The following is a 14085-nucleotide window of genomic DNA, read 5'->3' as shown; positions in this document are numbered from 1 at the left end:
GGTGGGCACGTCACTGAACGCCGGCGACCGCCTGGCCGGCCGCTACGTGCTCTCCGACCTGCTCTCCGAGAGCGGTGAGGGACGCTTCTGGCGCGCCCACGACCTCGTGCTGGGGCGCGACGTCGCCGTGCACGTGATCCGCCGCGACAGCGACCGCGCCGAGCCCCTGATGGAGGCCGCGCGGACCGTGGCCCCGCTGCACGACGCGCGGATGCTGCGGGTGCTCGACGCCGACCTGCGCGAGGACCTCTGCTACGTCGTCAACGAGTGGGGCACCGGCCAGTCGCTCGACGACATGCTCATCGGTGACGGCCCGATGTCTCCGCGCCGGTCCGCGTGGATCGTGGCCGAGGTGGCCGACTCCCTGGCCGTCGCGCACGCGGCCGGGCTGGCCCACGGCCGGCTGGTGCCGGAGAACGTGATGATCGACCAGATCGGGCAGGTGCGGATCATCGGGTTCGCCGTCGAGGCCGCCCTGCACGGGCTGCCGCCGGGGCGCCAGCAGGTCGACCTGACCGACCTGGGTGCCCTGCTGTACGCCTGCCTGACCGGCAAGTGGGCGGGGATCACCCCGTCCCTGCTGCCCCCGGCGCCGGCCGGGCACGGTTCGGTGCTCCGTCCGCGCCGGGTCCGCGCGGGCGTGCCCCGGGTGCTGGACGGGCTCTGCGAGGAGCTGCTGAACCCGCTGGCGCCCAGCCGTACGACCGGCTCGCGGCACGACGTCACCACCGCGCGCGGCATCGCCGACCTGCTGCACGAGTTCGTCGGCGACGCCGGCCAGGTGCTCCCGGTCCCGCAGGTGCCGGCGCACCCGCCCGCCCAGCCGCCCGGCCCGGCGCTCACCGGGCCGTGGCCCGAGCCGGAGCCGTACGAGCCCCCGGCCCGGCCGCCCCTCGCCGCCTCGCCGCAGCCGACGCACGAGCCGACGGCCGAACCCGTCACCGAGGTCACGCCGACCGAGCCGCAGCCCGAGGCTGAGCCGGCGGCGGCGCCTGCCCCGGAGAAGCTGTCGGAGCCCGCCGCGGAACAGCCCGCGGAGAGCGCCCCGACGGACGTCCCGACCGAGGCCGGCCTGCCGCTGTTCGACGACGACAACGACGAGGTGACCTGGCTGCGCGCCCGCAGCGAGCCCCCGGCGCCGCCGCCGGAGCTCGCCCCCCAGGCGGAGCGACCGCTCTTCGCGCCTGACCCGCCCGAGGGGCAGCCCGTACGCCGTCCCCGCCCCGGCGTCGTGGTGCCCCAGCAGCAGTTCTGGCCGTGGGAGGAGCCGGGCGACCCCACCACCACGGGGTCGGGCCGGCGCCGCGACGACACCCACACCGGCACGTCCACCCACGCGGAGGTGCCGGGCCGCAACTGGTTCCGCCTCGGCCTGTTCATCGGGATCGCGCTCCTGGTCCTGCTCGGCGCCCTGATGGCGTACCAGCTGGGCAAGGGGCCGGGCGGCAACGACGACCCCGACGACGGCCGCCCGGGCACCCAGCAGCGCACGCAGGGCGCTCCGCAGGCGTTCACCGACGTCCGCGGCGAGGACTTCGACCCCCAGGGCACGCCCCCCGAGGAGTACCCCGAGCTGGTGCCGCTGGCGCTCGACGGCAAGGTCGAGACCGCCTGGAACACCCAGACGTACAACGAGAACTTCGGTCCCGGGGGCCTCAAGGACGGCGTCGGCCTGCTGCTGACCCTGTCGGCCGCGGAGATCGTCCGCGAGGTCGACGTGACCACCGAGGGCGGACCCACCACCTTCGAGGTGTACGTGTCGGAGGAGCCGATCACCTCCCTCGACGGGCTCGAGCCCGTCGGCCGCGGCGAGGGGGCCGGCACGGTCGAGGTCGGACTCCCCGACGACACCGGGGGCCGCTACGTCCTGGTCTGGCTCACCTCGATCCCGCAGGTCTCCGACGGGTTCCGCGGCACGGTCGCCGAGGTCGAGGTCAAGGGATGACGCGACCCGCGTACGAGGAGCTCGACGACGCCAGCCTGCTGCGCGCCCACGTCGACGGCGACCCGGAGGCGTTCGGGGTCCTCTTCGGCCGCCACCGCGACCGCCTGTGGGCCGTGGCGCTGCGCACGATGGGCAACCCGCACGACGCCGCCGACGGCCTGCAGGACGGCATGGTCGCCGCGTTCCGCCGCGCCGGCTCGTTCCGCGGCGACGCGGCCGTGACCACCTGGCTGCACCGGGTCGTCGTCAACGCCTGCCTCGACCGGATCCGTGCGTCCAAGGTACGCCGCGCCGAGGCGCTGCCGGACGACCTCGACGACTGGAGCGACCGGGGTGCGCTGGTCTCGTCGGCCGGCACCGAGTCCGACCCCGTGCAGAACGCGATCGACGACGAGCGTCGCCGTACGGTCCTCCGGGCCCTCGAAACCCTGCCGGCCGAGCAGCGCGCGGCCCTGGTGCTGGTCGACATGGAGGGGTACCCGGTCGCCGAGGTGGCCGCGATGCTGGACTGCGCCGAGGGGACGGTGAAGTCGCGCTGCTCACGGGGCCGCGCCAAGCTCGCCGAGCTCCTCGGGATGCTTCGCCCCGACGCCGAGGGTGAGCAGGACCACGGGAACCCGCCCGCGGCGGGGGCCGTCCCACGTACAGGTCCTCCCCGTGGCCCGCCCGCCTGAGGCCTTCTCCGACGGGTGCGCGCCGCACGAGCGCCGCACCGCCCTGACTTCTTTCCGACCACTCCGCAGGAGGTGAGATGACCCAGCACGAGGACGCCGTACGCCGGCTCCTGGCCGACGCGCGCCACGACGCACCCGTGCCCGACGAGGTCGTCGCCCGCCTGGACACCACGCTGGCCGGGCTCGTCGCCGAGCGCGACGCCTCTGCGCCGGAACCCTCCCCGGCCCCGGTCATCGACCTCGCGGCCCGCCGGCGCCGCCGGATGACCCAGTTCGTCGCGGCCGCTGCGGTCGTGGTGGTCGCCGGTGTCGGCGTCAACCAGCTGCAGCCGTTCGGCACCAGCTCGCCCTCCTCCGACACGGCCGGGGCCAGCCTCGACTCGACGCAGCCCCAGGCCGACGAGAAGGCGGACGAGAAGAACTTCGACAGCGGGCGCGACAACCTCGACGCGGCTCCTCGCGGCGGGAAGTCCGCTCCCGAGTCGAGCGCCGAGCTGGACACCCAGAGCGCCGCGCGCGCCGCCCCCGACCTGAGCAGCGACATGGACGACGCCCAGATCCTCGGCGCGGTGGGACGGTTGCCGATGGACAGGGCAACCCTGTCGTGGCGGCAGACCCGCGGGTGCGAGGCGACCCGAGCCGCTCGGCAGGGCACCTGGATCACCGTGTGGTGGGACGGCGAACGCGCCGTGGCCCGCTGGCGTCCGGGCGACGATCCCGACCGCGTCGAGGTCCGCCTCTGCGACGGCAGCCTGGCCCGCGTCGTACCGCTGGACTGAGCCACCGCCGGCGCGTGCACACCCGTCCAGCCCGCGTCCAGCAGGGGTCGCGGCGCGGGACGAGGTGGGTCCGGGAACATCGCTGACCTACGATCGGTTCCGTCTGTGTGGTCGCGCGTGCGCGGCCACCGACCCACCGCCGCACCCACCCTCATGCAGGAGCGTCATGTCCGACCAGGTTCGCAACGTCATCATCATCGGCTCGGGGCCCTCGGGCTACACCGCCGCCGTGTACGCCGCGCGGGCCGCCCTGGAGCCGCTGGTCTTCGAGGGCTCCGTCACCGCCGGTGGCGCCCTGATGAACACCACCGAGGTGGAGAACTTCCCGGGCTTCCGCGACGGCATCATGGGCCCGGCCCTGATGGACGAGATGCGGGCCCAGGCCGAGCGCTTCGGCGCCGAGCTGGTCTCCGACGACGTGGTCGAGGTCGACCTGACCGGTGACGTCAAGATCGTCAAGACCGCCACCGACACGTACCAGGCGCGCTCGGTGATCCTCGCGACCGGCTCCGGCTACCGCAAGCTCGGCCTCCCCAACGAGGAGGAGCTGTCGGGCCGCGGCGTCTCCTGGTGCGCGACCTGCGACGGCTTCTTCTTCCGCGACAAGGAGATCGCGGTCATCGGCGGCGGCGACTCCGCCGTCGAGGAGGCCACCTTCCTGACCCGCTTCGCCTCCAAGGTCTACCTGGTGCACCGCCGCGACGAGCTGCGCGCCTCCAAGGTGATGGCCGAGCGTGCGTTCGCCGACCCCAAGCTCGAGATGGTCTGGAACTCCGAGGTCGCCGCCGTCAACGGCACCGACTCGCTGGAGGGGATCACGCTGCGTGACACCGTCACCGGCGAGGAGCGCGACCTGGGCGTGACCGGCCTCTTCATCGCCATCGGCCACGACCCCCGCAGCGAGCTGCTGACCGGGCAGGTCGACCTCGACGACGAGGGCTACGTGGTCGTCAAGCACCCCACGACCGAGACCAACCTCCCGGGCGTCTTCGCCGCCGGTGACCTGGTCGACCACTCGTACCGTCAGGCGATCACCGCCGCCGGCACCGGCTGCTCGGCCGCGCTCGACGCCGAGCGGTACATCGCCGCCCTCGACCACAAGGCCTCCACGGCCGGCTCGGCCGAGGCCACCGCCGCCCTGGTCGGCTGAGTCCCACCGCACCCCGCTCCCGCCGCGTGGCGGGAACAAACTGTCGGTGCCGTGCTGTTGAGTCAGGAGCACGCACCCCAAACCCCAAGGAGACACCGTGTCCAACCTGGCCGCAGTGACCGACGCCGAGTTCGAGGCGACGGTCCTCAAGTCCGACAAGCCCGTCCTGGTCGACTTCTGGGCCGAGTGGTGCGGTCCGTGCCGTCAGGTCGCGCCCATCCTCGACGAGCTGAGCAGCGAGCACGGCGACAAGATCACCTTCGTCAAGATGAACATCGACGAGAACCCGGTGACCCCGTCGTCCTACCGCGTGGCCAGCATCCCGACGATCAACGTCTACTCCGGTGGCGAGGTCGTCAAGACGATCATCGGCGCCAAGCCCAAGGGTGCCCTCCTCAAGGAGCTCGCGGACTTCATCTGAGTCCCGCTCCCGCCCTGCGGGGCATCATGAGTCGTCGGAGGCGACCCGTGCCGATCTGATCGGCCGGGTCGCCTTCTTCGTGCTCGGGGCAGGGCGTACGGCCCCCAGCACCCGCTCGATGGCCAGCTCGACCTCGTCCTTCCAGGTCACCGACCGGCGCAGGTCCATCCGGAACCGGGGGTGCAGCGGGTGCGGCCGGTGCACGGCGAAGCCCAACGCCCCCAGCAGCCCGGGTGAGAGCAGGCACCCGCAGTCCCCCGTACGGATCGGTTGGCCGAACGCCTCGACGGCGCTGATCTCACGGGTCACCAGGTCCTTGGCCATCGACTGGACGAGGTGACGGGCCAGCGCCGGGCGCGGTTGCCCCGCCACGGTGGAGAGCTCGACCATCACGACCGCGTCCTGCGAGGCGGGGGCGGTGGGGAGGCTGGCCAGACCCGGGAGGTACGACGGCGGGGCGTACAGGACGTGGCCGATCAGAGTGCCGTCGGTGTCGCGCAGCACGCGTCCGCACGGACCCCACTCGGCGGTGACGGCGTCGACCCACCCGCTGCGCGCCTCGCGGCGCTGGTCGTCGTCGAGTCCGCGTGCCTGCACCGGGCTGAGCAGCCAGGTGACACAGGTCTGGACCTCTCCGGTCACGTCCGCGAGGTGGGCGCTGAGCAGCGGCTCCGTACGGCGCCCCATCGCGGCCTCCCGTCCACCGTGCGTGCGCGGCGCCACACCGTGGCGTACCACGCCGATAACCCCATGCTAGGTCGTGGGTGGGCCTGCGATGATGGGCTCGTGCGCCAAATTCGACAGAGCAAGAAGCTGAGCGGTGTCCGTTACGACGTGCGGGGGCCCATCCTCGTCGAGGCGCAGCGGCTCGAGGCAGAGGGTCACCGGATCCTCAAGCTCAACATCGGCAACACGGCTCCGTTCGGGTTCCAGGCGCCCGAGGCGATGGTGGCGGACATGATCCACCACCTGCCCGCCTCCCAGGGGTACAGCGACTCCCGCGGCATCTACTCCGCGCGCACCGCGGTCATGAACTACTACCAGTCGCACGGCCTCATTGACACGCGCGTCGACGACGTCTTCATCGGCAACGGCGTCTCCGAGCTGATCACGATGGTGCTGCAGGCCTTCCTCGACGACGGCAACGAGATCCTCGTGCCCGCCCCCGACTACCCGCTGTGGACCGGAGCGGTCACGCTCTCTGGCGGCACCCCGGTGCACTACCGCTGCGACGAGGAGAACGGGTGGAACCCGGACCTCGCCGACATCGAGTCCAAGATCACCGAGAACACGCACGGCATCGTGATCATCAACCCCAACAACCCGACGGGGGCGGTCTACAGCGAGGAGATCGTCAAGGGGCTCATCGACATCGCACGCCGCCACGACCTGGTCGTCTTCGCCGACGAGATCTACGAGAAGATCCTGTTCGACGACGCCGAGCACCACCACGCCGCCACGTTCGCCGGCGACGACGTGCTCTGCCTGACCTTCTCCGGTCTGTCGAAGGCGTACCGGGTCTGCGGCTACCGCGCCGGGTGGCTGATGATCTCCGGCCCCAAGGAGCTGGCCACCGACTTCATCGAGGGCCTCACCCTCATCGCCAACATGCGCATGTGTGCCAACGTGCCCGCGCAGCACGCGATCCAGACCGCGCTCGGCGGCTACCAGTCGATCGAGGAGCTGATCGTCCCGGGCGGCCGCTTCTACGAGCAGGCCGCACTCGCCGACCGGCTGCTCAACGAGATCCCGGGCGTCAGCAACGTCAAGCCCAAGGGCGCGTTGTACTGCTTCCCCCGCCTGGACCCCGACGTGTACGCCATCGACGACGACGAGGCGTTCGTCATCGACCTGCTGCGCGCGAAGAAGATCCTGGTCACGCACGGCACCGGGTTCAACTGGTTCGAGCCCGACCACTTCCGCCTGGTGACGCTGCCCGAGGCGGCGATGCTGGAGGAGGCGATCGGCCGGATCGCCGACTTCCTGGCCACGCGCCGCTGACGTAGGCCCCTGAGGCGCGGCGCTGAGCCCGCCGCACAGCACGAGCCCGAGCGCGGCGGTGTCTGGTCTCACCCCGTGGGGGGCTGTCGCGCCGGGGTGAGGTGTCCGTACGCTCACCGCATGCGCGACATCACCTATCCGCCGATCATCCTCACCGCCAAGACGGCCTTCAAGGCTCTTGGCCAGAAGATCGTCATGACCGGCACCGAGAACGTGCCCCGCTCCGGCGGCGTGCTGCTCGCCTGCAACCACATCGGCTACGCCGACTTCGTGTACGGCGGCCTCGGCGCGAACCCCTCGGGGCGCCTGGTGCGGTTCATGGCGAAGAAGGAGATCTTCGACCACCCCGTCGGCGGTCCGGTGATGCGCTCCATGCACCACATCCCCGTCGACCGCGGTGACGGCATCGGCTCGTACAAGGCGGCGGTGGAGTACCTCCGCGCCGGCGAGGCCGTCGGGATCTTCCCCGAGGCCACCATCTCGCGGGCGATGGAGATCAAGGAGTTCAAGAACGGCGCCGTACGCATCGCCGCCGAGGCCGGGGTCCCGGTGCTGCCCGTCATCCTCTGGGGCACCCAGCGCATCCTCACCAAGGACCACCCCAAGGACCTGACCCGCGGTCGCACCATCCAGATCCGCGTCGGCGAGCCGATGCACTTCACCGGCGAGGACCCCACGGCCGAGACCGAGCAGCTGCGCAACCGGATGGTCGAGATGCTCGACGAGGTGATCGCCGCCCACCCCGCCGACGAGCAGCCCCCCGGCTCCTGGTGGCTCCCCGCCCGTCACGGCGGCTCCGCCCCCACCCTCGAGCGCGCCGCCGAGATGGACTCCGAGGAGAAGCGCGAACGCGCCCGCCGCCGCGCGGCCAAGCGTGCCGCGAAGAAGCGCTGAGGTCCGCCAGTCGCTGTATGCCTTTATCGCTTTGTCGACAAAGCGATACATCTCTTCTGTCGAAGTCCCCGCTTAGGCGGGGACTTCGTCACGTTGTGGGGGTTGCAACCCCTACAACGGGTAAGAGTTGGCCACTACACATCCCCACCCGCCCGCCGCTGGGCTGCGCGAAGCCAAGGAGCACCAACCGCCGTCTCCTTCACGGACGGTCCCCTGATCATCAAGCGCCCGTTGCTGAGGACGACCCACCGTCTCCGGAGCTCACTTCGACCATCTGCGGCGCCAGATGGCCGTCCAGGGTACGAGTTCTCGCCCGCACCCCCTGCCGACCGTTTACTGACAATCTATGGCTATTCGTCAGCAAAACGGGCTTCTCAGATTGCCGTCTGAGGGACTTTCAGCGCCTTCTGGATAGGGGAGGCTGGTTGGGGCGCTGAAAGGCCGTCAGATCGCCGTACACGCGATTTCGGGACCTCCGGATCGGTCTGATTCCGCCGACTCGGCCGTCGTGGCCTTCGCCACCGATTTCGGCGCAATGAGGGGGATTCGGCCGCCGTTCCGGGTCGACTTTTCGATGCCTGTGGACGATTCCCGGCCCTCTTCGCTCCCTCTGGCCACCCCGCGGCGAGCCCACTGACGCTTCCGTGACGACTCGCGGAGCCGCTGAGCACTGTCAGACTGTCCGGATGTTGCCCTGTCGCCTGCACATTCTCGGAGCCAGCGGAACGGGTACGACAACCCTCGGTCGTGCCGTCGCAGCGGTCTGGTCGGTGCCTCACGCAGACGCCGACGACTACTACTGGGTGCCGACCAGCCCGCCGTACGTCACCCCTCGCGAGCCTTCGGAGCGCGCTCCGTTGATGCGCAGCGTGTTCGCCGAAAGACCGGCCTGGGTGCTCTCCGGCTCGATGATGGGGTGGGGTGACAGCGTCGCGGCCGAGTGCGACGCGATCGTCTTCCTGACCCTCGAGACCCGTTCACGGATGGCTCGTCTCCACACACGCCAGCAGAATCGCAATCGCGTTGGAGACCCGGATCCCGCCGCCGACGAGGCCTTCTTCGCCTGGGCCAGAGAGTACGACAACCCCGAGTTCGACGGTCGCAACCGGGCTCGTCACGAGGAGTGGCTGGCCGTACGCACCCAGCCCGTGCTGAGGATGGAGAGCTCACCACCCGTCGAGGCACTCGCCGCGGCGATCCTGAACTGGGAGCCCACGAAGCGCCCGTGAGCGCCGCCTGTTTCACGTGAAACGCGCTCCAGACGCACGATGGCCCCGACCGCTCTCGCGGACGGGGCCATCGTGACTACGGGAATCAGATGGGTCGGTCAGAACGGTTCCGGGGGTCCATCACGTCGACGATGCGCTGCAGGTCGTCCAGGCTCGCAAACTCGACCGTGATCTTGCCCTTGGACTTCCCGAGATCGACCTTCACGCGCGTCTCGAAGCGCTCACCCAGGCGGTCCGCCAGGTCAGCCAGGCCGGGCGCCACCAGCTTCGCCTTCGCCGCTCGCGTGTTGGCCTTGCCCGAGACGCCCATCGAGACGATCTCCTCGAGACCGCGAACGCTGATGCCCTCCGCCACCACGCGCTGGGCCAGGCGGTCCTGGACCTCGGCGTCGTCGACGGCGAGCAGAGCACGGGCGTGGCCGGCGGACAAGACGCCGGCAGCGACGCGACGCTGCACGGAGGGGGACAGCTTCATCAGGCGGAGCGTGTTCGAGATCTGCGGCCGGGACCGACCGATCCGGTGGGCCAGCTCCTCGTGCGTGCACCCGAAGTCCTCGAGGAGCTGCCCGTACGCAGCGGCCTCCTCCAGCGGGTTGAGCTGGGAGCGGTGCAGGTTCTCCAGAAGCGCGTCCCGCAGCATGTCGTCGTCATCGGTCTGGCGGACGATCGCAGGGACCGTCTCCTTGCCCGCGAGCTGGGAAGCGCGCCAGCGTCGCTCGCCCATGATGAGCTCGTACGAGCCCTCAGCGGCACGACGCACCACCACGGGCTGCAGCAGGCCGACCTCGCGGATCGAGTGCACCAGCTCGTTCATCGCGTCCTCGTCGAACACCTGGCGCGGCTGACGGGCGTTCGGAACGACCTGCTCGATCGGCAGCTCCGCGAAGTAGGCGCCTGCCGGAGCGCTAGGGACGGAGTCGCCCTGTCCGGAGGCGGGCGCGGAAGGGGCAGCCGACGCCACCGGCGAGGCGGGAGCAGGAGATCCTGGCGCCGGTGCCGTGGGGATCAGCGACCCCAGGCCTCGTCCGAGACCCCGGCGGGGTCCTGAGTTGCTCGTGGTCACTGCGCAGCCCCTCTCTGTGCGATCTCCCGTGCGGCCTCCAGATAGCTCAGAGCGCCCGCGGAGCCCGGGTCGTAGGTCATCACCGTCTGGCCGTACGACGGAGCCTCTGAGACGCGCACGGAGCGCGGTACGGCGGTCTTGAGCACCTGGTCCCCGAAGTGGCCGCGCACCTCCTCCGCGACGCCCGCAGCCAACCGCGTACGAGCGTCGTACATCGTCAGCAGGATCGTGGAGACGACCAACGTCGGGTTGAGGTGCTGGCGGACCATCTCGACCGTCTCGAGGAGCTGCCCGAGGCCCTCGAGCGCGTAGTACTCGGCCTGGATCGGGATGAACATCTCCCGGCCGGCCACGAGCGCGTTGAGGGTCAGCAGCCCCAGCGACGGCGGGCAGTCGACGAAGACGTAGTCGTACCGGTCGGGCCCGATCTCGCTGCCACCGATCAGCGGGTGAGCCGCGAGCGCCTTGGTGAGACGGGACTCGCGGGCGACGACACTCACGAGCTCGATCTCAGCGCCAGCGAGGTCGATCGTGGCGGGTACGACGTCGAGGCCGGGAACGTCGGGGCACGGGGTGCTCACCTCGGCAAGCGGCACCCCTTCGACGAGCATGTCGTACGTCGACGGCACGCCCCGGTGGTGATCCACGTTGAGCGCGGTCGACGCGTTGCCCTGGGGGTCGAGGTCGATCACCAGGACCCGCTGCCCGAGCTGCGCCAGTCCGGCAGCCACGTTCACCGTCGACGTCGTCTTGCCGACGCCACCCTTCTGGTTGGCGACCACGAACACGCGCGTGCTCTCCGGGCGTTCAGTGCGGTGACGGTCCGCCAGGGCACCCGAGCGAGCGAGCACGGAGTGCTCCGCAGCGCGGGCCAGCGGCGTGCTCACGTCGTCGAAGTCGGATCCCGACTCAGCCATCTCGCCGGCCGTGCGGACCCCGAAAACGGATGTTCCACGTGAAACACCGCTCCCAGCCGCATCAGACGTCACCTGTGGATGAACGGCCTCAGTCTGTGGAGAACCACGCTCAGCCGAGACCATTTCACCGGTGGAAAACTCGGTGGACGACGACGAGGGACCACCCTGCACGTCGGCCTCGGATCGTTCGTACGTCACGTGGGACACCTTTCCCCGTGGTGGTGAGAATGCAGATCAGTGTGCGCGCGGCCGGCGACGGTTCCGACCCTTGCGTTGGCTACCACGAGTGAGAGGCCAACCTATCGAGGAGGGATCGGCCCATGCCACTCGGAGTGCACAGGTTGGACGCTCCACGACGCCCTCGCCCAGCACGAAGACTTCTGGCTCCGCGCACTTGTACGTCGCGAGGACAGGCCGGGCCGTCTCGATCTCCTCTGCGACGGAGGAACCCTTCATCGCCACCAGGGCGCCCTTGGGGGCGACCAGCGGCATCGACCAACCCAGCAGGCGGTCGAGGGGAGCGACGGCCCGCGAGGTGACCACGTCGAAGGTCCGCTTCCCGTGGAGCTCCTCGGCGCGACCCCGTACGACCTCCACGTTGTCGAGGCCGAGCTCTGCCACGACCTCCTCCAGGAAGGTGGTGCGTCGCAGCAGTGGTTCGACCAGCGTCAACCGAAGGTCCGGTCGCGCGATCGCCAGGACCATCCCGGGAAGTCCAGCACCCGTACCGAGATCCGCGACTGTGGAGTCGGTCGGCAGCACCTCGGCCAGCACGGCCGAATTCAGAAGGTGGCGGTCCCAGAGGCGCGGGGCCTCTCGCGGACCGATCAACCCACGGACGACCCCTTCGGTTGCCAGCAGCTCGGCGTACCGTTCCGCGAGCGGCAGGCGCTCCAACGGGAACACCCCCCGCGCCGCTTCGGGCGTGGAGGGTGTCGACGGGACCTCGTCCCGCTCCGTTTCACGTGAAACGTCGCTCACGACGGAAGGATCACCACATAGCGCTTGGGCTCCGCGCCCTCGGACTCCGAGGTCAGGCCGGCGGCGGCAACGGCGTCGTGGACGACCTTGCGCTCGAACGACGACATCGGTTCCAGCGAGACGGACTCACCCGACTCCTTGACCTCGGCGATCTTGACCTCCGCGAGAGCGACCAGGCGATGGCGCTGGTCGGCACGGTGGCCGCCGATGTCGAGCATGAGCCGCGAGCGCTCGCCCGTCTCGCGGTACACCGCCAGACGGGTCAGCTCCTGCAGCGCGTCGAGCACCTCACCGTTGCGGCCAACGAGCTGGTCGAGCTCACCACCGACGATGGAGACCGACGCCCGGTCACTCTCCACGTCCATGTCGAGGTCACCGTCGAGGTCGGCGATGTCGAGGAGCTCCTCGAGGTAGTCGGCCGCGATCTCGCCCTCGTTCTCGAGGCGCTCAACCTTCGACGGGCGAGCCGCCTCGTCCGACACGGTCTCGTCGGTCTCCACGTCAGGGTTCACGTCATTGCTCACCTAGGCACTCCTGGATCAGTGGTGGCCACGGGGGCCGGGAAAGAAACTCGTCACTTCTTCTTGCGCTGGCTGCGCGGCTTCTTCTGTGGCTGGACGCGCGTCTGACGACGCTCCTCCGCCGCGGCGTCCGCTGCTGCCTGCTGCTCCGCGCGCTCGACGTCAGCCGGGTGCTCCTTGCCCTTCTTGGCCAGGCGCTTGCGCTCGCGGTCGATCTTGGCCTCCTCGGCGGGCGTGCCGGGGGCGGGGTTGTTGCGGATCACGTAGAACTGCTGGCCCATCGTCCACAGGTTCGAGGTGGTCCAGTAGAACAGGACGCCGATCGGAAAGAAGACACCCGAGACGGCAAAGACCAGCGGAAGGATGTACAGCATCATCTTCTGCTGCTGCGCATACGGACCGGAGAGGGCGTCGGCCGGCATGTTCTTGCTCATCAGCTGGCGCTGCGTCAGGAAGGTGGTCGCCGTCATCGCCAGCACGAGGAACACCGCCATGAGACGCACACCGAGAAGCTCGGTGGTCATGAAGGTGTCCGAGATCTTGGCGCCGAACAGGGTGGCGTCTGCGAACTGGTGGTTCAGCGTCTTGGTCATCAGACCGCGCGTGATCTCCGGCTCCTGGGCAGCACGGTCGATCAGGCGGAACAGCGCCAGGAAGATCGGCATCTGCAGCAGCAGCGGCAGGCAGGATGCGAACGGGTTGGTTCCCGCGTCCTTGTACAGCTTCATGGTCTCCTGCGCGAGGAGCTCACGGTCGTGGCCGTACTTCTCCTGCAGCGCGCGGACCTTGGGCTGGATGAGCTGCATGTTGCGGCTCGACTTGATCTGCTTGACGAACAGCGGGATCAGCGCGGCTCGGATCACCAGCGTCAGGCCGATGATCGACAGCACCCACGCGGCGCCGCTCTCAGGCCCGAACACTGCGCCGAAGACCTTGTGCCACCCGAGCAGGATCGCGGAGATCGCGTAGTACAGCGGCGTCATGATGAGACTGCCGATGTCACCGAAGAAGTCGAACACTCATGCTCCCTGCGTAGGGCTGGTCTCCGCGAGGATGCGGAGCGTTTGGTCGGGGGATGCGCCATCCGTGCCCGGGACCGGGTCGTAACCACCCGCGGCCCAGGGGTGACAGCGGGCCAAGCGTCGCACCGCGAGCCAAGTGCCGCGCAGCGCCCCGTGACGCTCGACCGCCTGGAGCGCGTACGCCGAGCAGGTCGGGTGGTAGCGGCAGACCTGACCGTACAGCGGGCTGATCAGCAGCCGGTACGCCTTGAGGAACCAGATGATCGGGTACTTCACGGCGTCACCCGGGCCACGGCGCGTCCCAGGTCGTCACCGAGCGCGGCGTAGGAGGCCGACGCGGAGGCGGGGAGCGCACGAACCACGAGCACGACACGACCCGGGATCTCCTGCAGCAGCGGCAGGTGGTCCCGGGTCAGGTGTCGAAGTCGACGCTTCACGCGGTTGCGTACGACGGCGTTGCCCACGGCCTTGCTCACCACGAAACCGAC

The 14085-nt window shown here is 70.1% G+C and carries 16 protein-coding genes; 8 read left to right on the top strand and 8 right to left on the bottom strand.

Annotation, left to right across the window (positions count from 1 at the left end; all coding sequences use genetic code 11):
* The 5 genes from ACI379_RS05565 to trxA form a co-directional block, all read left to right on the top strand.
* A partial coding sequence (locus tag ACI379_RS05565) for a protein kinase family protein (protein WP_439791079.1) occupies positions 1–1945 on the top strand: 1945 nt, incomplete at its 5' end.
* Complete coding sequence (gene sigM, locus ACI379_RS05560) at positions 1942–2619, top strand: RNA polymerase sigma factor SigM (RefSeq protein WP_439791078.1); 678 nt, start codon at positions 1942–1944, stop codon at positions 2617–2619. The genes ACI379_RS05565 and sigM, both read left to right, overlap by 4 nt.
* Positions 2620–2696: 77 nt before the next feature.
* Positions 2697–3398: a hypothetical protein gene (locus ACI379_RS05555; protein ID WP_439791077.1), complete on the top strand. Its 702-nt coding sequence runs from the start codon at positions 2697–2699 to the stop codon at positions 3396–3398.
* A gap of 166 nt (positions 3399–3564) precedes the next feature.
* Positions 3565–4548 (top strand): thioredoxin-disulfide reductase, encoded by a 984-nt coding sequence (gene trxB, locus ACI379_RS05550; protein ID WP_439791076.1) that lies wholly within the window; start codon positions 3565–3567, stop codon positions 4546–4548.
* Between the two features lie 97 nt (positions 4549–4645).
* Positions 4646–4969, top strand: a complete 324-nt coding sequence (gene trxA, locus ACI379_RS05545) for a thioredoxin (protein WP_439791075.1) — start codon at positions 4646–4648, stop codon at positions 4967–4969.
* Positions 4970–4993: 24 nt separating this feature from the next.
* Here the strand turns inward: trxA and ACI379_RS05540 are convergent, their stop codons facing one another.
* The gene (locus tag ACI379_RS05540) at positions 4994–5707 is read right to left on the bottom strand and encodes a GNAT family N-acetyltransferase (RefSeq protein WP_439791074.1); all 714 of its coding nucleotides are present in this window, start codon (positions 5705–5707) and stop codon (positions 4994–4996) included.
* Positions 5708–5755: 48 nt separating this feature from the next.
* Between ACI379_RS05540 and ACI379_RS05535 the strand changes: the two genes are divergently transcribed.
* The 3 genes from ACI379_RS05535 to ACI379_RS05525 all read left to right on the top strand — a co-directional run bounded on the left by ACI379_RS05535 (position 5756) and on the right by ACI379_RS05525 (position 9093).
* Complete coding sequence (locus tag ACI379_RS05535) at positions 5756–6970, top strand: pyridoxal phosphate-dependent aminotransferase (RefSeq protein WP_439791073.1); 1215 nt, start codon at positions 5756–5758, stop codon at positions 6968–6970.
* Between the two features lie 120 nt (positions 6971–7090).
* On the top strand, positions 7091–7864 hold the full coding sequence (locus ACI379_RS05530) for a lysophospholipid acyltransferase family protein (protein WP_439791072.1): 774 nt from the start codon (positions 7091–7093) through the stop codon (positions 7862–7864).
* 770 nt (positions 7865–8634) lie between these two features.
* Complete coding sequence (locus ACI379_RS05525; protein WP_439791071.1) at positions 8635–9093, top strand: hypothetical protein; 459 nt, start codon at positions 8635–8637, stop codon at positions 9091–9093.
* 85 nt (positions 9094–9178) lie between these two features.
* Here the strand turns inward: ACI379_RS05525 and ACI379_RS05520 are convergent, their stop codons facing one another.
* The 7 genes from ACI379_RS05520 to rnpA form a co-directional block, all read right to left on the bottom strand.
* The gene (locus ACI379_RS05520) at positions 9179–10156 is read right to left on the bottom strand and encodes a ParB/RepB/Spo0J family partition protein (RefSeq protein ID WP_439791070.1); all 978 of its coding nucleotides are present in this window, start codon (positions 10154–10156) and stop codon (positions 9179–9181) included.
* Positions 10153–11073 (bottom strand): ParA family protein, encoded by a 921-nt coding sequence (locus tag ACI379_RS05515; protein WP_439791069.1) that lies wholly within the window; start codon positions 11071–11073, stop codon positions 10153–10155. Before ACI379_RS05515 ends, ACI379_RS05520 begins: the two co-directional genes overlap by 4 nt.
* A gap of 234 nt (positions 11074–11307) precedes the next feature.
* Positions 11308–11979, bottom strand: coding sequence for a 16S rRNA (guanine(527)-N(7))-methyltransferase RsmG (gene rsmG / locus ACI379_RS05510; RefSeq protein ID WP_439791068.1), 672 nt, complete (start codon positions 11977–11979; stop codon positions 11308–11310).
* 71 nt (positions 11980–12050) lie between these two features.
* Positions 12051–12578 carry a protein jag gene (locus ACI379_RS05505; RefSeq protein WP_439791067.1) on the bottom strand — a complete coding sequence of 176 codons (528 nt, stop codon included), beginning with the start codon at positions 12576–12578 and terminating at the stop codon, positions 12051–12053.
* A 50-nt stretch (positions 12579–12628) separates the two neighbouring features.
* Complete coding sequence (gene yidC, locus ACI379_RS05500; RefSeq protein WP_439791080.1) at positions 12629–13558, bottom strand: membrane protein insertase YidC; 930 nt, start codon at positions 13556–13558, stop codon at positions 12629–12631.
* Positions 13559–13594: 36 nt separating this feature from the next.
* Positions 13595–13873: a membrane protein insertion efficiency factor YidD gene (gene yidD / locus ACI379_RS05495; RefSeq protein WP_439791066.1), complete on the bottom strand. Its 279-nt coding sequence runs from the start codon at positions 13871–13873 to the stop codon at positions 13595–13597.
* Positions 13870–14085: ribonuclease P protein component (gene rnpA / locus ACI379_RS05490; protein ID WP_439791065.1), on the bottom strand; the 216-nt coding region annotated here is incomplete at its 5' end. The genes rnpA and yidD, both read right to left, overlap by 4 nt.

Source organism: Nocardioides sp., from assembly GCF_051876515.1.
Classification (GTDB): domain Bacteria; phylum Actinomycetota; class Actinomycetes; order Propionibacteriales; family Nocardioidaceae; genus Nocardioides.
The sequence above is the reverse complement of the archived record's forward strand: the minus strand, read 5'-3'. Positions and strand labels throughout refer to the sequence as shown.

Bases quoted from the DNA above. Each gene is read 5' to 3' on its own strand.
- sigM (WP_439791078.1), top strand. From the start codon at position 1,942: ATGACGCGACCCGCGTACGAGGAGCTCGACGACGCCAGCCTGCTGCGC.
- ACI379_RS05555 (WP_439791077.1), top strand. From the start codon at position 2,697: ATGACCCAGCACGAGGACGCCGTACGCCGGCTCCTGGCCGACGCGCGC.
- trxB (WP_439791076.1), top strand. From the start codon at position 3,565: ATGTCCGACCAGGTTCGCAACGTCATCATCATCGGCTCGGGGCCCTCG.
- ACI379_RS05530 (WP_439791072.1), top strand. From the start codon at position 7,091: ATGCGCGACATCACCTATCCGCCGATCATCCTCACCGCCAAGACGGCC.
- ACI379_RS05515 (WP_439791069.1), bottom strand. From the start codon at position 11,073: ATGGCTGAGTCGGGATCCGACTTCGACGACGTGAGCACGCCGCTGGCC.
- yidC (WP_439791080.1), bottom strand. From the start codon at position 13,558: ATGACGCCGCTGTACTACGCGATCTCCGCGATCCTGCTCGGGTGGCAC.